Source organism: Flavobacterium johnsoniae UW101 (assembly GCF_000016645.1).
GTDB lineage: Bacteria > Bacteroidota > Bacteroidia > Flavobacteriales > Flavobacteriaceae > Flavobacterium > Flavobacterium johnsoniae.
In genome coordinates, this window is record NC_009441.1 from 3,343,249 (window position 1) to 3,360,404 (window position 17,156).

The 17,156-nt window shown below is 31.6% G+C and carries 16 protein-coding genes and 2 tRNA genes; 5 read left to right on the forward strand and 13 right to left on the reverse strand.

Features of this window, described 5'->3' with window-relative positions:
- Positions 1–104: 104 nt before the first annotated feature.
- The 5 genes from FJOH_RS14575 to FJOH_RS14600 all read right to left on the reverse strand — a co-directional run bounded on the left by FJOH_RS14575 (position 105) and on the right by FJOH_RS14600 (position 6,831).
- On the reverse strand, positions 105–518 hold the full coding sequence (locus FJOH_RS14575) for a hypothetical protein (RefSeq protein ID WP_012024869.1): 414 nt from the start codon (positions 516–518) through the stop codon (positions 105–107).
- A gap of 9 nt (positions 519–527) precedes the next feature.
- Positions 528–1,496: a deoxyhypusine synthase family protein gene (locus tag FJOH_RS14580; protein WP_012024870.1), complete on the reverse strand. Its 969-nt coding sequence runs from the start codon at positions 1,494–1,496 to the stop codon at positions 528–530.
- Between the two features lie 109 nt (positions 1,497–1,605).
- A complete protein-coding gene (locus FJOH_RS14585) occupies positions 1,606–3,009 on the reverse strand; it encodes a type III PLP-dependent enzyme domain-containing protein (protein ID WP_012024871.1) in 1,404 nt (467 codons plus the stop codon).
- Between the two features lie 299 nt (positions 3,010–3,308).
- Entirely contained in the window at positions 3,309–4,376 is a 1,068-nt protein-coding gene (gene aroB / locus FJOH_RS14595; protein ID WP_012024872.1) for a 3-dehydroquinate synthase, read from the reverse strand.
- A 133-nt stretch (positions 4,377–4,509) separates the two neighbouring features.
- Positions 4,510–6,831 carry an O-antigen ligase family protein gene (locus FJOH_RS14600; protein ID WP_012024873.1) on the reverse strand — a complete coding sequence of 774 codons (2,322 nt, stop codon included), beginning with the start codon at positions 6,829–6,831 and terminating at the stop codon, positions 4,510–4,512.
- Positions 6,832–7,027: 196 nt separating this feature from the next.
- Between FJOH_RS14600 and FJOH_RS14605 the strand changes: the two genes are divergently transcribed.
- A complete protein-coding gene (locus FJOH_RS14605) occupies positions 7,028–8,197 on the forward strand; it encodes a proline dehydrogenase family protein (RefSeq protein ID WP_012024874.1) in 1,170 nt (389 codons plus the stop codon).
- A gap of 151 nt (positions 8,198–8,348) precedes the next feature.
- Here the strand turns inward: FJOH_RS14605 and FJOH_RS14610 are convergent, their stop codons facing one another.
- Positions 8,349–10,133 carry an ABC transporter ATP-binding protein gene (locus FJOH_RS14610; RefSeq protein ID WP_012024875.1) on the reverse strand — a complete coding sequence of 595 codons (1,785 nt, stop codon included), beginning with the start codon at positions 10,131–10,133 and terminating at the stop codon, positions 8,349–8,351.
- 266 nt (positions 10,134–10,399) lie between these two features.
- Here FJOH_RS14610 and FJOH_RS14615 point away from each other — a divergent pair.
- From FJOH_RS14615 to FJOH_RS14625, 3 genes are all read left to right on the forward strand, one after another.
- Positions 10,400–10,474 (forward strand) — tRNA-Val (locus tag FJOH_RS14615).
- A gap of 384 nt (positions 10,475–10,858) precedes the next feature.
- A tRNA-Val gene (locus FJOH_RS14620) sits at positions 10,859–10,933 on the forward strand.
- A gap of 205 nt (positions 10,934–11,138) precedes the next feature.
- Positions 11,139–11,546, forward strand: coding sequence for a helix-turn-helix domain-containing protein (locus tag FJOH_RS14625; RefSeq protein ID WP_012024876.1), 408 nt, complete (start codon positions 11,139–11,141; stop codon positions 11,544–11,546).
- Positions 11,547–11,602: 56 nt separating this feature from the next.
- Here the strand turns inward: FJOH_RS14625 and FJOH_RS14630 are convergent, their stop codons facing one another.
- Positions 11,603–12,175 (reverse strand): hypothetical protein, encoded by a 573-nt coding sequence (locus FJOH_RS14630; protein ID WP_012024877.1) that lies wholly within the window; start codon positions 12,173–12,175, stop codon positions 11,603–11,605.
- A 129-nt stretch (positions 12,176–12,304) separates the two neighbouring features.
- Here FJOH_RS14630 and FJOH_RS14635 point away from each other — a divergent pair, with 129 nt between their 5' ends.
- Positions 12,305–12,700 carry a VOC family protein gene (locus FJOH_RS14635; RefSeq protein WP_012024878.1) on the forward strand — a complete coding sequence of 132 codons (396 nt, stop codon included), beginning with the start codon at positions 12,305–12,307 and terminating at the stop codon, positions 12,698–12,700.
- A gap of 10 nt (positions 12,701–12,710) precedes the next feature.
- Here the strand turns inward: FJOH_RS14635 and FJOH_RS14640 are convergent, their stop codons facing one another.
- The 6 genes from FJOH_RS14640 to FJOH_RS14665 all read right to left on the reverse strand — a co-directional run bounded on the left by FJOH_RS14640 (position 12,711) and on the right by FJOH_RS14665 (position 17,154).
- On the reverse strand, positions 12,711–13,073 hold the full coding sequence (locus tag FJOH_RS14640; RefSeq protein WP_012024879.1) for a nuclear transport factor 2 family protein: 363 nt from the start codon (positions 13,071–13,073) through the stop codon (positions 12,711–12,713).
- Between the two features lie 58 nt (positions 13,074–13,131).
- The gene (locus tag FJOH_RS14645) at positions 13,132–14,070 is read right to left on the reverse strand and encodes a hypothetical protein (RefSeq protein WP_012024880.1); all 939 of its coding nucleotides are present in this window, start codon (positions 14,068–14,070) and stop codon (positions 13,132–13,134) included.
- Positions 14,071–14,158: 88 nt separating this feature from the next.
- Complete coding sequence (locus FJOH_RS14650) at positions 14,159–14,704, reverse strand: helix-turn-helix domain-containing protein (RefSeq protein ID WP_012024881.1); 546 nt, start codon at positions 14,702–14,704, stop codon at positions 14,159–14,161.
- 22 nt (positions 14,705–14,726) lie between these two features.
- Positions 14,727–15,137: a VOC family protein gene (locus FJOH_RS14655; RefSeq protein WP_012024882.1), complete on the reverse strand. Its 411-nt coding sequence runs from the start codon at positions 15,135–15,137 to the stop codon at positions 14,727–14,729.
- 72 nt (positions 15,138–15,209) lie between these two features.
- Positions 15,210–16,325: an FAD-dependent oxidoreductase gene (locus FJOH_RS14660; RefSeq protein ID WP_012024883.1), complete on the reverse strand. Its 1,116-nt coding sequence runs from the start codon at positions 16,323–16,325 to the stop codon at positions 15,210–15,212.
- A 73-nt stretch (positions 16,326–16,398) separates the two neighbouring features.
- A complete protein-coding gene (locus FJOH_RS14665) occupies positions 16,399–17,154 on the reverse strand; it encodes a helix-turn-helix domain-containing protein (protein ID WP_012024884.1) in 756 nt (251 codons plus the stop codon).
- Positions 17,155–17,156: the final 2 nt, after the last annotated feature.

The following is a 17,156-nucleotide window of genomic DNA, read 5'->3' on the forward strand; positions in this document are numbered from 1 at the left end:
AATATAGTATTTTTCTTATAATTTAAATAATTTTATTTACCAATCTAATTTCATAAAAAAAGGAACCCTAAATGAGTTCCTTAGTTTATTTTTAAAACGAATAATTAATCTTCGTCGTCTTCATCATCTTCATCGTCAGCGATATCATCACGATCTCTGTCATCATCGTCATCATCATCATCGCCGCCGTCAGTATCTGGTTTATCCTGAGTGTCATCATCGTCATCGTCATCAGCTTCATCATCAAGATCAAGACCTTTTACTGGTTCGATTGTGTCAACATCAAGATCGATATCGTCATCTTCATCATAATTTTCGATTCTGTCAGCCAGTTTAGTACTGATTTTTACTAAATAAATAGTGTCTTCAGTACGAACTTCAACAGCTTCTACTAATTCGTTTTTAGCGTTTCTAAAACGGATAACATCCGAATCATCATAACCATCAGGAAATTTTTCAACCAAAAGGTTTAAAATTTCATTTGTCAGTTTGGCGTAGTCTACTATAACTCTTTTCATAAAAATATCCTATAAATCTAATAAATATGCAAAAATTAATGGTGCAACGATTGTAGCATCCGACTCAATAATAAATTTAGGGGTTTTAATGTCTAATTTACCCCATGTGATTTTTTCATTTGGAACTGCTCCAGAATATGAACCATAACTAGTGGTTGAATCTGAAATCTGGCAGAAATAGCTCCAGAAAGGAACGTCATGCATTTCCATATCCTGATATAACATTGGTACAACGCAAATTGGGAAATCTCCAGCAATACCACCTCCAATTTGGAAGAATCCAATTCCGTTAGCACTGTTTTTAGAGTACCAGTCAGCAAGGAAAGTCATGTATTCTATACCTGATTTCATTGTTGATGCTTTTAAGTCACCTTTAATTACATAAGAAGCAAAGATGTTACCCATTGTACTGTCTTCCCATCCAGGAACAATAATTGGTAAGTTTTTTTCAGCTGCAGCATACATCCAGCTGTCTTTTAAATCAATTTCGTAGTATTCTTCAAGAACTCCTGATAATAACATTTTGTACATGAATTCATGCGGGAAATAACGTTCTCCCTTATCATCAGCATCTTTCCAGATTTTATAGATATGTTTTTGTAAACGTCTAAAAGCCTCATGCTCAGGAATACAAGTATCAGTAACACGATTTAATCCTCTTTCCAGTAAAGCCCATTCGTCTTCTGGGGTCAAATCACGGTAGTTAGGAACTCTTTCGTAGTGAGAATGAGCTACTAAATTCATGATGTCTTCTTCTAGATTGGCTCCAGTACATGAAATAATTTGTACTTTATCTTGTCTAATTATTTCAGCGAAAATTTTACCTATTTCGGCTGTACTCATAGCTCCAGCCATACTTACCAACATTTTTGAGCCATTAGCCAGTTGTTGTTCGTATTCTTTGGCTGCATCCACAAGTGAAGCAGAGTTAAAGTGTAAATAATGTTTTTCAATAAACTGACTGATTGGTCCTTTCATTTTGTTTTTGTTTTTTTTGTTTTTTTTGAATTAAAAGTTTTTAACCTTTTTACTGTATATGCAAATTAAGAATTTTATAGAAAATAACTTTTTAATTTGCAGATTTTTTTTACAATTTTTTCTTGTAGCCTAAAATCTTTAAAACATCATCAGAAGTCTGCTGCTCAGAGAAAACCTCTGTTGCAAGAATTCCGTTTTCGTCACGATCAATTAAAATATGTTTTGGCTGCGGAATCAAACAGTGGTGTAATCCTCCGTATCCTCCAATAGTTTCCTGATACGCTCCTGTATTAAAGAAACCAATATATAATGGCTTTTCTTTATTGTATTTAGGCAGATAAATTGCGTTCATATTTTGTTCTGAATTGTAATAATCATCACTATCACAAGTTAAACCTCCTAACAAAACCCGTTCGTAAGTATCATTCCAGCGGTTTATAGCCAGCATGATAAAACGTTTATTAATTGCCCAGGTATCAGGCAGAGTAGTGATGAAAGATGAATCGATCATATTCCATTTTTCTCTGTCATTTTGCTGCTTTTGATACAAAATCTGATAAATTGCACCACCGCTTTCTCCTACAGTAAATGAACCAAATTCTGTAAATATATTTGGCACATCAACTTCTGCTTCTTCACAGGCAATTTTAATTTGATTGATAATTTCATCAATCATATATTGGTAATCATATTCAAATGCAAGCGAGTTTTTAATTGGAAAACCGCCCCCAATGTTCAAACCATCAAGAGTAGGGCATTCCTTTTTAAGTGCAATGTATACTTTAATACATTTTACAAGCTCGTTCCAGTAATATGAAGTATCGTTGATTCCGGTATTAATGAAAAAGTGAAGCATTTTAAGCTCTAATTTATCATTTTCCTGAATTTGTTTTTTATAAAAAGAAACAATGTTTTTATATCCAATTCCTAATCTTGATGTATAAAACTCAAATTTAGGTTCTTCTTCAGCTGCAATACGAATTCCAATTTTGAATTTACCTTTAATTTCTCCCTGTAGTAAATCCAGTTCTTCGTAGTTATCAATAATAGGAATAGTATTTTTATGTCCGTTATTGATTAATCTTGCAATATTTGAAATGTATTCGTCTCTTTTAAAACCGTTACAAATTACATAAGTACTTTTGTTGATTTTACCATTTTCTAATAAATTCTCAACAATATTAACGTCAAATGCTGATGAAGTTTCAATATGAATATTATTCTTGAAAGCTTCATTCATAATGTATTCAAAATGAGAACTTTTTGTACAGTAACAATAGTAATATTTTGCTTCGTATTTATTCTTTTCCATTGCTTTTCTGAACCAAGACTTTGCCTTGTTGATATTTTCAGAAATCTGCGGCAGGTAAGTAAACTTTAAAGGTGTTCCATATTGTTCTACCAATTTCATCAAATCGATGTTGTGAAACAATAAGTTGTCTTTGTTTAGTTTAAACTCTTCTTGCGGGAAATAATATGTTTGGTTTATTAGATCAGAATATTTTGTATTCATTTAGTTTTCAATATTTTAATTTGTTATTTAAATTTAGTAAAAATCTCGGCTAAATCTTAAATTCAAACTCTAATATTGGCAAATACAATTTGCAGTTTTTCGTGTTCTGCTTTTGAGCATAAGAAAACATCAAAACAAAACGGGCTTTTGCTATTGTAAAAACGGTTCAACATCCTTAGTAAAGAACTGTTGAGACGGTTTCTGTAAGAGCTGAATTGTCTTTGTTTATTGTTTGTTTTCATCGAGGCAAATGTAAAAAATAAAATATACCAAAAGCAACGGTTTTGATTAAAAAAAAATTAAGATTTATAATCTTGAAACGCTTCCAGAATTAATTTATTTTCAACCGATTGGTTAATTTTTATTTTTCCGATTCCTTCAATTAATGCAAATTGAATTAAGCCGTATTCATTTTTTTTATCATGAACCAGTAATTCAAGAATAGGATCGATGTCATTTTCTTCAAAAATTACCTGATCGTAAATAGACTGAATTGCTGTTTTAATTTCGATGTATTCTCCTTTTGAAATTAAATTTTTATGGAGCGAAATGTAACTTTCAAGAATCATTCCCACAGCAATTGCTTCACCGTGAAGTAAAGTTGTTTTGTCTTCGCTTTCTAAAAAGTAACTTTCAATGGCATGACCTAATGTATGACCAAAATTTAATGCTTTACGAATATTTTTTTCTGTTGGATCCTGAATTACGATTTCGTTTTTAATTTCAACAGAGCGATAAATTAACTCATCTAATCCGTTATAATCAATAGATGATATATCAAGAAATTCTCTCCAGTATGCAGCATCGTAAATCAAGCCATGTTTAAGCATTTCTGCAAGTCCAGAACGCATTTCGCTTTGTGGCAAAGTTTCAAGGTATTGTGTGTCAATTAAAACCATTTGAGGTACATTGATAACACCAATCTGATTTTTAAGGTTTCCTAAATCGACTCCGGTTTTTCCTCCAACAGAAGCATCAACCATAGATAATAATGTTGTTGGAATATTTATAAAATCAACTCCTCTTTTAAATGTAGAAGCAACAAAACCTCCTAAATCTGTAACAACTCCACCGCCCAGATTAATAATAAGAGATTTTCTATCGGCACCCAGTTCTGTTAAAACATGCCAGATTTGAATGCAGGTTTCAATATTTTTATTGGCTTCTCCTGCTTCAAATTCGATAATTTCGATATTTAAATCAGTTTCAATAATAGGCAGAAGCTTAGGAAGACAATACTCATTTGTTTCTGTATCAACAATAATAAAAATGTTTGAGTATTTATTTTCTCTTAAATGATTATTTAAAGCTTCGTAAGCATTTTGGTTAAAATGCACGAGATAATTATTTGCTTGTATAGACTGCATAATTTCTTTGGTTAATTGAAAGCGCAAAAATAAAGCATTTTAAGCTAAATAATATTCAAACTTTAAGCCTTATTTGTTTTAAAACGAATGATTCTAAGTAATATTCATTTCTGTTTAAAAAAAGAAGCAGATATTATTTACAACTTTGCAAAATTGATTGATTTACCTGAGAATATTTTTTGTTCTTGGCAATATTAAAATATTTACAGGCATTTGCTTTATCCTGTTCTCTCAAGTAACATATTCCAATAAAAAATTCTGTTTTTCCATCGTATAGTCCGGGATATTTTAAAGCATTCAATAAGTAACTTATTGCTTTTTTATCCTGTCCGGCTTTATAATAATAAAACCCTATATTTTGTAATGGATATGGACTATTAGGATCTGTTTTTAAAGCTTTTTCATAGTATTCCAGTGCTTTATCTAATTTTGATTGAGATTCAAAACTTTGACCTTTTACAAGATAATCCGTTACAAGTAAATCTTTTTTCTTTTTTAATAATGTACTGTCTGCAGGAGATTTGATTAAGCTTTTGTTTATAAAATTCAATTGTGATTTATAGTTATAACCTGCCGTTTTTAGATTTGATAAGGTTAGATTCAATTCTTCCGGATGGTTTCTATATTTACTAAATAGTGCATGTTCTTTTAAAATTTCTGTAGTGTCTTTCATTTTTGCCGCCATGGCTGCTGATATGGAGTAAATACCGTAATTTACAGGGTATCTGTAAAATGCTTTTTTCACATATATATAAGCGCTGTCAATATTTCCTTTTTCATTAGAAATAACGTGTTTGTAAAAATCGATTCTGCCTAAATATGGGTTGATTTTTGAGGCTCTCGAAAAACATTTTAAGGCCATGCTGTAATTCTTTTCACGGATATAGTAAATCCCCGCATATTCATAAAATGACTCTGAAGTATTAAAAACATTAGGATATGCCGGCATTCTTCTCATCACTTCGTCACCGTTAAGAGCTCCTTTAGTATTTACGTTTATATTATCTGTTACAATTAAATATTCCAGATTTGATGCTCTATATATTAAAAACGCAGAATAACTGGTAATTAAAGAAACCACAATTAAAGTCACAGCTATAATCTTAATAGTTTTATTTGAAGTTTGCTGTAAATTTTTGTCTTTAAAATTATTTAGAACAGTAAAGGCCAGAATTAAACTAAAGAAAATAGACATTGTTGGTCTGTACATAGGAAAGTTAAAAAGGGAATCAACTCCATAAACAATAACCAGCATTAAGGTCAAAAGCGCTGTTAATCTTGTATGTGAATCATTTGATTTTAGAACATTTTTTAAATTGATACTGAAAATCAGTATAAAAATGGATAAATAAATCAAGCCATTTATAATTCCTGTTTCTGCAGAAATTTCAATAAAATCATTATGTGCATGAAGGGAAACAATTAAATCGTAAGAAGTAGTTTTTTCATACGGAATAGATTCTATTTGATAATTACCTAATCCAATGCCAAGTATTGGATTTTTTTTAATCATTTCAAAAGCATTTCCCCAAAATGTAAGCCTTGCTTTTGACGAATTATCCTCAGCGTTAATTCTTTCAATTCTGTTTTCTAATGCAACATATCGATTGTTGTCTTTAGATTTTTCAAAAATTGAGTTTGTATACAAAACTGCACATAAAACAGGAACAATCAAGTATATAATTTTTATAAAACCTGGTTTACTGAAAGTATTTTCTTTTAGCAGATAAACGATATAAATAAAAAAGATTAAAAACAGATTAATTAATGGAGTTCTTGCTCCTGTTAAAAAAATAACTGATACCACAGAAAACAGGGTGACTGTAAAGAATATTTTCTTGTAACTATTAAAATGTGTAATTCCCAATAATAGAAATGGGATTTTAATAGTAAGACTGGCGGCAAGTATATTTATATTTCCCGTATTTCCTTTCATGCTCCAAAGAAGATCCATAATTGAAGTGTTTTTAGGAATGATGAGAAAGTTTTGTAATTGCTGCAACGATTGAAAAAAGGCGCTGATTCCAATTATCAGTACTATTTTATACAGCAGGTCAAATTTGTCTTTGAGCAGAATAGTGAGATTTATAAAAAGACAAAATACAATTGCTATTTCGGTAAATTTTGTAAAAACTAAAGAGGAATTTTTTGCTGAAAACAATGAAATCCCGCATAATAAAATAAAAGCCAGATATAATCTAAAAATATAACTGCGTTTTAATAATGAAAAAACAGTATTAGAAAGTACATTGGTGTTAAAGTAAAAATAAATACCAAAGATTAGATTAATAACTGATAAGTAGAGAAATTGCGGATTGATAATTTCCAGACTTTTGAAATATGGAAGAAAATCGATTATAAGTAATGATACAATAAATGAAAGAGTTACAAAATTTGAGATTTTTTTCTTCTCCTTCGTTTCATTAATTATGCGGTCAATTTTTGCAGTACTCATAGCAATATTATATTTTTTGCAAATATATAAAATAAAGTAAATTCCTACTTTATTATAAAGGCGTAATTATCTTCAATAAGCTTTATAAAAAGTATTAATACTAAATTTCTTTAACATTGATAATTTGTAAAAATTTCACACGATTTCGTAAAGAATATTCAAAACACTCCATATCTTTGCACAAAAACTAAATTTAATGGAAAAAATATTCGATAACACTCAAGTTGCTTTTTCACTTAAAAGTGACACAGAACTTGACAGGGCTTATTTTCTTTTTAAAATGATTGACAGTGAACCATTAGTAAGAATTGGAACAGCTGTTACCAATTTTGCTATTAAAGCACATCTTCCGGTTGAAGGGTTAATTCGTGCTACTGTTTTTGATCATTTTTGCGGCGGTGTAAACGAAAATGACTGTTTAACTGTAGTTGATAAAATGTTTACAAAAGGCGTTTCATCTGTACTGGATTATTCAGTTGAAGGTAAAGAAGAAGAAGAGCAGTTTGATGCCGCTTTAGAAATGACCTTAAAAACTATTGAATTTGCAAAAGAACGTTTAGCAATTCCTTTTGCAGTATTTAAACCAACAGGTTTAGGACGTTTTGAATTGTATGAGAAATTAGGTGAGAAACAAACTTTAAGTCCTGCTGAACAAGAAGAATGGAATAGAGTAGTGGCTCGTTTTGATCAGGTTTGCAGTGAAGCTCATAAAAAAGATGTGGCTTTATTAATTGATGGTGAAGAAAGCTGGATGCAGGATGCTGCTGATGAATTGGTTACCGAAATGATGCGCAAATACAATAAAGAAAAAGCGATTATTTTCAACACACTTCAAATGTACCGTTGGGATCGTTTGGATTATTTAAAAGGACTGCACGAAATCGCTAAAAAAGAAGGTTTCTTTATTGGAATGAAATTAGTTCGCGGTGCTTATATGGAAAAAGAAAACAAGCGTGCAGAAGAAAAAGGTTATGTTTCGCCAATTTGTGTATCAAAAGAAGCTACAGACATAAACTATGATGCTGCCGTTAATTATATGTTAGATCATATCGAAACTATGTCAATTTTTGCAGGAACTCATAACGAATTAAGTTCTTACAAACTTATGGAAAGTATGGCTCAAAAAGGCATTGCTAAAAATGACAACAGAATCTGGTTTGGACAATTATACGGTATGAGCGATAATATAAGCTACAATCTAGCTGAAAACGGTTATAACGTAGCGAAATATCTTCCGTTTGGACCTGTTAAAGATGTTATGCCGTACTTGATTCGCCGTGCTGAAGAAAATACTTCGGTAGCTGGGCAGACAAGCCGTGAATTATCAATGATTAAAGCAGAACGTAAACGCAGAAAAGGGAAATAATTAGTTTTCAGTTTTCTGTCTCAGTTTACAGATTATATAAAAAAAGCTCCAATAAATATTGGAGCTTTTTTTATTCATTTATTTGAGTATTAAACCCGACAGGTTTTAAAAAACTGTCGGGTTTGTTGTATTATTTGAATTTGGAATTTATCTAAGAATTACTAAACTGTAAATTACTTAAGTTTTTATAAATTCCGTTTTCCAGATTTATTAATTCCTGATGTGTTCCTTCTTCTGAAATTTTTCCATTATCAAGAACTAAAATTTTATCAGCGTTTCTAATTGTCGAAAGACGGTGAGCAATGATAATACTTGTTCTTCCTTCCATCAAGACCTCTAAAGCTTCCTGAACCAGTTTTTCGCTTTCGCTGTCTAAAGATGAAGTCGCTTCGTCTAAAATCAAAATACTTGGGTTTTTAAGCAAAGCTCTTGCAATTGCAATACGCTGGCGCTGTCCGCCTGAAAGTTTAACACCGCGTTCTCCAACTAAAGTTTCGAATTTTTCAGGGAAACCGTCAACAAAATTAAAAGCATTGGCTTGTTTCGCTGCCTGGATAATTTCTTCATCTGTAGCATCTGGTTTTCCGTAAGCGATATTTTCTCTGATTGTTCCTCCAAAAAGAATTACATCCTGAGGAACAATGCTCATATTACCGCGAAGATCTTCAAGATCGTAATCATAAATATTTTTACCATCAACTGTAATTTCTCCCGAAGTAATATCGTAGAATCTCAATAATAGAGAAGAAATAGTTGATTTCCCGGCGCCGCTTGGCCCTACAATGGCAATCTTCTGTCCAAATTCAGCTTTAAAATTAACGTCTTTTAAAACTTGAATTTCCTGACGTGTAGGGTAGCTGAAAGCAACGTTATTAAAGGTAACATTTCCTTTGATTTTCTCTTTATTCTGGTTTGAATTTGAGTTGATTTTCTCTGGGTTTTCGTCTAATAATTCAAAAACTCTTTCTGTTGCACCAATCGCTTTTTGGATTTGGGCATATAATTCTGCAATTCCGCCAAAAGAAGCTCCAACAAAAGTAGAATACAATACGAATGAAATTAACTGGCCAACGCTCATTTCGCCGGCAATACTTAAACGAACGCCAAACCAAACTACTGCTACAATAGCTCCAAATAAACAAAAAATGATAAATGAAGCGAAATAACCACGATATTGACCTCCTTTAATAGCCAGTTTTACAACATCGCTGATTTTACCTTTATAACGTGCAATTTCGTACCATTCGTTTGCAAAAGCTTTTACAATGCTTATTCCCTGCATTGTTTCTTCTACAATTACCTGGCTTTCGGCAACCTGATCTTGTACTTTTTTAGAATATTTTCTAATAAACCTTCCAAAAACTACAGCAGCAATGGCTACTAACGGAACTACAGAAAGCATTAATAAAGTTAATTTTAAACTTTCTGTTGCTAATAAAATTACACCACCAATAATCAATATAAACTGACGCAGAAATTCGGCAATTGTAGTGGTTAAAGTATCCTGAATCTGTGTAATATCGGCGCTGATACGGCTGTTTAATTCTCCAACTCTTTTTTGAGAAAAGAAAGTCATTGGCAGTTTAACCAAATTGGTATACAAAGCCAGACGCAGGTTTGCCAGTGTATTTTCGGTAAAGTTTACGAATAATGATAATCTGAAAAATGAGAAAAAAGACTGTAAAAATAAAATAGCAATTAATCCCAAAGCTATTGTATTTGCTTCGCCGTTGTCTTTGTTTTTAACGCAGTCTACCAGCATTCCCATTAACTTAGGAAAGGCAAGGGCAGTGGCGCCGGTTAAAAGCAGAAAAATTAACCCAATGAAAAATTTCCATTTATGGTTTCCTGCGTATGTAAATATTGTTTTTGCTTTATTAAGTGAAGTAGCCGTTATTTTTGATTTTGGTAAATCATTTTCTTTAAATCGTGCCATTAGAATTTACTATTTTTAGGTATGCAAATGTATAACTAAGTCGAATCACTACAAAGGAATATTAAGAATTAGGAGTCTCAATTTAACTTTTTAACTAAATTATAAGAAATCAGTAAATTTTATTTGTTTTTTAAGAGTCTGAAAAATAGATTTCTAAATAAAAACTTGAAAAAATATTTCATTTTTTTTCAAAATATGCTTGTAAATACAAAATCTAGATGTAGATTTGCACTCGCAATCACAAACGATAGCAGCCTAATAAAATAGGGCGATTAGCTCAGCTGGTTCAGAGCACCTCGTTTACACCGAGGGGGTCGGGGGTTCGAACCCCTCATCGCCCACAAAATTCCAAAACTCCAAAGTCATATGATTTTGGAGTTTTTTGCTTTATATACATTTTATGAATTTTATTGTTTATATATTATTTAGTGAAAGCAAAAATAAATTCTATAGCTGTTTCAGAGCATTCCGATTTTTCATCGGAAGTGGTCGGGGGTTCGAACCTTCCGATGAAAAATCGGAACAAGCTATCATCGCCCACAAAAAAACTCCTTAAGAAATTAAGGAGTTTTTTTATATATTTACTTGAGTATTAGAATTGGAAAAGTTTGACAAACAGTATGGAACAAAATATTTTATCTTTTTTTTCTAAAAACACTTGCAAATACAAAATCTAGCTGTATATTTGCACTCGCAATCACAAACGATAGCAGCCTAGTAAAATAGGGCGATTAGCTCAGCTGGTTCAGAGCACCTCGTTTACACCGAGGGGGTCGGGGGTTCGAACCCCTCATCGCCCACAAAATTCCAAAACTCCAAAGTCTTATGATTTTGGAGTTTTTTTTTATAAAATAATTTTAAAGAGGAATTCAATATTTCAAAATAATAAACTATTTAGAATATGTTGCAAAAGGGATATTTTACGGGGATGTTTTTTTATCTTTGAAATTGATATTTTAATCAGGATAATTTTATCTTTAAAACTTGAGAAACTAATACTCATTTATGGAACAGAAAATTCATCAGGGAAGAAACGTTAAACGTTTCAGAGAAATGTTAGGCATAAAACAAGAAGCATTGGCTTATGATCTGGGAGAAGACTGGAGCCAGAAGAAAATTTCTATGCTGGAGCAGAAAGATATAATAGAAGATAATGTACTTAAACTAATATCTAATTCTTTAAAAATTCCTGTTGAAGCTTTTCAAAATTTTAATGAAGAGCAAGCCGTGAATATTATTTCTAATACTTTTAATGATCAATCTAACGGCTATAATTATTATCCAACATTTAATGTAAATCCAATAGAAAAATGGATAGAAGCCTTAGAAGAAATTAAAAGATTAAATTCAGAACTTTTAAAATCTAAAGATGAACATATAAAGGTTTTAGAAAAACTAGCAAAAGATAAATAAGTTTTTGTAAAAAAAATAAATTAAAAAAAAGAGACCTTAAAAGTCTCTTTTTTTTATTACTTCAAATCTACTTTTAAAAGTGCTGCGTAAAGCTCATTTAAATAAGTCTGCTGTTTTTCATCATCTTTAAAATAGCGCTGATAAAGAACACTGCAGTCATTTACATCAGCAATATTTTGTTTGTTAAAAGACCAGTCGTCGGTATTTTTTATTGTAATTCCCAAATCATTACTGCAATTCTGCCATAATTCAGAAAATTTCGTTTTTTTATCCTCACTCAATTCATCAAATTTAGCATAAACCGTATAGCCGCGCATTTCAGAATTAAAAAACTTATTGATTGATGTTATAGGAACACCGCCCCAATTTATGGTTTGTCCGGCAGGAAACTCAATTTCTATAAGCCTTTGCTCACTCATCATTTTATCTTGTTTTCCTTCTAAAAACATACGTTCTTCATACACCAATTTTGTTCCCTTAGGCACTGTTATTTTTTTAACCACCACAGGTTCTGTTGTAATAAAATAAGGGTAATTGGGCGCAGAATTTCCGCCTGTTGGATTCATGTTGCCTATACATCCGGTTAAAATTAATGTCAGCAGTGAAGAGAATTTTCTGAAAAGTTTCATAAACGATAATTGTGTATAAAGCGAATATAAGAAATATCTCTATTTCTAATCAATTAAAATTCAAAAGGATAATTACATATAAAATGCTTAATTTTAATCTATTAACGATTTTACAAAAAACTAAATATTATGAAAACCAGAATGATATGGGCAAATTTAGCCACTAACGATATACAAAAAACAATTCAGTTTTATACTGCTTTGGGCTTTAAACAGAACGGAAAAGAAACAAGCGAATTAGTAAGTTTTGCATTTGCCGACAGCAATTTTATAATTAACTTTTTTACCGCTAAAAGGTTTGAATGGGCTTTAAAAGGCAAGCCTGTCAACACAGAAACTGAAAATGAAATTATCTTTTCGTTATCTGCAGACAGCAGGGAAGAAGTCGATTTATGGCTGGAAAAAGTAAAAAAAGCCGGAGGCGTAATTTTCTCTGAACCCGAAGATTTTGAAGTAGGCTACACTTTTGGTTTTACTGATCCTGACGGACATAAATTCAACTTTTTATATTGGCCTGGAATGTAGTTTTTATAACCTAATTATTCTCAACCAATTCAATATCCATCGTTTTTATCAAACCATTTTGAAAAGTATAAACATGTTTTACGAATCCGTCAAATAGTATATTGTTTTGAAGATCCTTTACGTTTTGATGTACTTTTACTTCAAGACTGCCATTTTCTCTTTGATTAAAACCAACTGGGTCAACCTTTGGATTAATTTCAGTCCATTGTCTGGTCCAGTATTTTTTAATTTCATCGTGTCCGCTTATGTAACCGCCTTCCCAGGCTTTAGACCATTGCACATCTGGCTGCATCGTAGATAATGCATTGTCTATTTTTCTTTCATTAAAGGCTGTATAAGCTTTTGCAATTACTTCTTCAAATTGATTTGCCATGATTTGCGGTTTTAATTTGTTCCTGCAACGAATATAAACATTATTTAAGTGCTGTTATTTACTCAACTGTAAACTTTTCATTTTTGCAGTCAATAGTAAGTTTATGATTCAAAAAGATTTTATTTCCAATCATTCCCTGCATTCCTGAACGTTTCATCAAAAAAGTCTGTATTTTAGAAACTCCTTCAATATAAGTTACTTCGGATATTTTCAATTTTGTTTTTCCAAATAGCATTTCTTTATTGGCTGGAGCCGAAATAACACGCAGTATATTTCCCCATGAATTTCCTTTTTCAGTTTTAATGCTGCCGTTTTTCGTTTTATATTTCTGCCATTCTTCTTTATTTACAATCAATTCATAACCGCTTGTACCTGAATCGTAAAGTAATTTTAAATTTTGATTATCAATTTTGGCTGGAAAAAGAAGTTTACGTTTTTTAAATTCAAATTTAAAAGCTTTATTGCTAATGTTTTTTTCATTAAAAGAACTCGTATTATTAACAAAATCAAGTATAACAGTTCGCTTTTCTGCTAAATCGGTTCCAATTGTGCCTATAATGTTTACAGCATTTGAGGTTTTAGTATCGACCTTTTTTCCATAATCTAATAATTGGAATTTTTCTGATGAAACAATCAGATTTCCTAATTTAAAATCCAGCAGAATCTCTTTTGATTCCTGATTAAAACGAATTTGTTTGGGAAGTTTTTGCTTAATTGACTGCAATGATTTTTTGTAAAATACAGTAACCGGCGAGCCAAGATCGAGCTGCATATAAAATGTTTCCTTAACGCCTTTTATTTGAACGGGGAGAAGCAAAGCAGAATAAGGATTTTCTGCTTCCGAAACCCATTTTAAAGGAATATTATCAGCGTTTCCGTAAACTTTGAGATAATTTTGAGGAGGACTGAATTTTTTGTCAAAATAAAAATAACCCGCAGTTAATGACAGAATAATAAGGACAGCAAAAGTCAAAACGATTTTCTTAATTAGTTTCATTACAATTTTTTGATGCAATATTGCGAATTGTAACAGAAACAGACTGTAAAATAGATATGACTTTTATACGTCAATTTTACGACAGCGTTTACAAAATACTGTATTTCAGCTTTATATATAAATCTGATTTTTGAGTTAAGCTTAATCCGTTTTTAAAAATTATAAAAACATTCAGAGCTTTTAAGAGTACTAAAAATACAAGAAACAAAGGAAATTTTATAGCAAATGCTTTTTGAATAAACGGACTTACCAGCATTAATGTGCCCAAAATAAAAGTATAAATAATTTGAACCATCAAAATATTTTTTCCCAGTTCTTTGGCCTTTGCTTCTTTTGATTTATACGTTAAAATAGAAGGGAAAATAATGTTGCCAAACGGGATAATAAGAGAAGACAAAGCCGAAAAATTAATAAGTTTAGCGCGTTTAATATCAGAATCTATTTTATCAGCATCCAGGATCAGATCTTCAGGTTTTACTTCAAATGATTCTGCTAATGCTTTAAGAGTAAACCCTTTTAGAATATTTCCGGCTTCGATTCGTTGAATTGTCCGCAATGAAAGTCCGGATTTTTCGGCGAGTTCAGTCTGAGTCAGATGATTTTCTTCTCTCAATATTTGAACCTTTGTTTTCATACTTAAAATTTAATCTGGTTATTTAATATACAGGTTCCCAAAGTTCAATTTTATTGCCTTCAGTATCCATAATATGAACAAATTTACCATATTCGTACGTTTCTATATCATCCAGAATCGTAACGCCGTTAGCTTTTAGTTTTTCTAAAAGTCCTTCAATATTCTGAACACGGTAATTAACCATAAACTCTTTTTTTGACGGTGAGAAATATTCATCACCTTTTTTAAAAGGACACCATTGCGTTGATTCGATCTGCTCCGGATTATCAAGATTTCGGGATTCAAAACTTGCCGAACCCCATTCGTTAATTTCTAACCCTAAGTTTTTCGCATACCATTCTTTAGTTTCTTTTGGATTTTCAAGAAAAAAGAAAATTCCGCCAATTCCTGTCACTTTTGATGCTGCATCAGATTGATTTTGTGAGTTTTCCATATTTTAGATCAAATTATCAGGTTCGTTTTCTGTTACTAAGATAGAATTATTTTCATCACAAATACCAAATATTTAATTGGCAAATTTTAAAAATGTAAAATCCCTTTTCAGCATTTTAATTTCATTTATTCGGGTTTCTTCTTGTGCTTTGCGTGCATAAAGCTGCATTTGCTGTTCATAATCAAAAACTGCTTCTTCTATGGTTTTAAAATCTCTGTTTGTTAAGTTTTCTGATAGAATTAAAGCATCCAGAAGCCCGATATTAGCTCCTTGTCCCGCAAAAGGAGGCATTAAATGCGCTGCATCGCCAATAAGCGTAATAGGTAAGGGACGATTATTTTTCCATTCCTCGACTGATATTTTTTTTGTGGGCAAACCAGTAAAAAATGAAGCAGCTTGAAATAATTGTTTGTAAACAGCGTCCCAATCCTTAAATCTTTCTGAAATAAACTCAATTACAGAGTCAGAATTTTTAAAGTCCAATTCAAGTATTTCTGGCATTTTAAAAATCACATTATAACTCAAAACATTACTGTTCTTAGGGTTTGCAACTAATAAATTCCCATTATTAGAAGTCATTAAAATTTTATCAGCACATAGTTTGTAAAAATCAGGGCATTTTATCTCTGGTTCAGATACTTCGCCTTGTATCATATAAGTTCCTGTAAATTCTACTGCTGCATCAGTAAGATATTTTCTAATAGCAGTCATGCCGCCATTTGCTCCAATAACAAAATCTGCGGTTTCAATTTCGCCATTTTCAAAATGTAAAACCCATTTATTGTTTTGTTCTTCGGCCTTAATCAGTTTTCTATCCCAAATCACAGTATCTTTTTCTAAGCTGTTGATTAGTAATGTTCTTAAGTCGTTTCGGTTGATTTCCGGGCCGTCATATTGTTCTTCGACCGATGTTTCTTTGCTAAACAATACATTTCCAAGATAATCGGTTATGATTCTCCCCATCGGAATTGCCTTTTTGTAGTATTCCTCAAGCAGTCCCGCCTTTTGCATCGCATCTTGCCCAGAACCTTTGTGTAAATCCAGCGTACCGCCCCAGATTCTTGCTTTTGGGTCTTTGTCTCTTTCGTAAACGGTAACATTAATTCCGTTTTGCTGTAATAATCTGGCCATTGTTAAACCAACCGGCCCGGCGCCTATAATGGCTGTTTTTTTATTTGTAAGTAGCATAAGTTTTATTCTTTGAATTATGCTACAAAATTGAAAAATAAGGAGTGGATGAAATAGTAAAAATCAGACGTTTTTATTTGTTGAACTTTTTAATCGCTGTAATATCCATAAAGCGATCTTCTACATTTTTGCTGAGTTCTTTTGGAGTTACGCCTGAATATTTCTTGATTTCTTTTATAAAATGATTCTGATCTGTAAAGTTTTGATCAGGAAAAAGATTCCCTTCGCTGATGGGTTTAAATGACGATCCAAAACGAAGAATATTGCAATAAGCCTTAAGCGAAATTCCAAATTGCTGATTAAAGTAACGGTTAATTTGACGACTGCTCCAAAACACATTATCAGAAAGTTCCTGAACAGACAAAGAACCTTTTGAAGAATAAATTAAATCAAACAGTTTGGTTTTTCTATTGTCGATATTTTCAATAAAAATTCCTTTAATTATTTGTGTGGCTTTGCTGCAAAAATTTTCAAAAGTATTCAAATCAGTCTCTTCAAACTGCCATATTTCATCTGAAAGGTTTTTTCCACCGTTTAAAACGTCTTTAATAGAATCTCCAAGCAAATATTCTACAGCCAGAAGCTTAAATCCAATAGAGAACATTTTTGTTGCAACAGGAATATTTATTGCACTTGGTACAGTATCTAAACCGCGAATTGATATTTCCCAGTTCTGAGAACCCATATTCATTAAAGCAAGATCAACCATTCCGTTTGGCAGTATCGTCGACGGAATATCTTTTCCGGTATTGTTTTCAAGCATCCAAAAGCTGTGTACAAAATGCGAAATAGATGAATCTGGTAAAGCGGATTGAATTAATAAACTCATTT

Coding starts and splice junctions, on each gene's coding strand:
- aroB (WP_012024872.1), bottom strand. CDS start 4,376: ATGCAGTCTATACAAGCAAATAATTATCTCGTGCATTTTAACCAAAAT.
- FJOH_RS14605 (WP_012024874.1), top strand. CDS start 7,028: ATGGAAAAAATATTCGATAACACTCAAGTTGCTTTTTCACTTAAAAGT.
- FJOH_RS14575 (WP_012024869.1), bottom strand. CDS start 518: ATGAAAAGAGTTATAGTAGACTACGCCAAACTGACAAATGAAATTTTA.
- FJOH_RS14610 (WP_012024875.1), bottom strand. CDS start 10,133: ATGGCACGATTTAAAGAAAATGATTTACCAAAATCAAAAATAACGGCT.
- FJOH_RS14665 (WP_012024884.1), bottom strand. CDS start 17,154: ATGAGTTTATTAATTCAATCCGCTTTACCAGATTCATCTATTTCGCAT.
- FJOH_RS14645 (WP_012024880.1), bottom strand. CDS start 14,070: ATGAAACTAATTAAGAAAATCGTTTTGACTTTTGCTGTCCTTATTATT.
- FJOH_RS14635 (WP_012024878.1), top strand. CDS start 12,305: ATGAAAACCAGAATGATATGGGCAAATTTAGCCACTAACGATATACAA.
- FJOH_RS14630 (WP_012024877.1), bottom strand. CDS start 12,175: ATGAAACTTTTCAGAAAATTCTCTTCACTGCTGACATTAATTTTAACC.
- FJOH_RS14600 (WP_012024873.1), bottom strand. CDS start 6,831: ATGAGTACTGCAAAAATTGACCGCATAATTAATGAAACGAAGGAGAAG.
- FJOH_RS14640 (WP_012024879.1), bottom strand. CDS start 13,073: ATGGCAAATCAATTTGAAGAAGTAATTGCAAAAGCTTATACAGCCTTT.
- FJOH_RS14625 (WP_012024876.1), top strand. CDS start 11,139: ATGGAACAGAAAATTCATCAGGGAAGAAACGTTAAACGTTTCAGAGAA.
- FJOH_RS14655 (WP_012024882.1), bottom strand. CDS start 15,137: ATGGAAAACTCACAAAATCAATCTGATGCAGCATCAAAAGTGACAGGA.
- FJOH_RS14660 (WP_012024883.1), bottom strand. CDS start 16,325: ATGCTACTTACAAATAAAAAAACAGCCATTATAGGCGCCGGGCCGGTT.
- FJOH_RS14580 (WP_012024870.1), bottom strand. CDS start 1,496: ATGAAAGGACCAATCAGTCAGTTTATTGAAAAACATTATTTACACTTT.
- FJOH_RS14585 (WP_012024871.1), bottom strand. CDS start 3,009: ATGAATACAAAATATTCTGATCTAATAAACCAAACATATTATTTCCCG.
- FJOH_RS14650 (WP_012024881.1), bottom strand. CDS start 14,704: ATGAAAACAAAGGTTCAAATATTGAGAGAAGAAAATCATCTGACTCAG.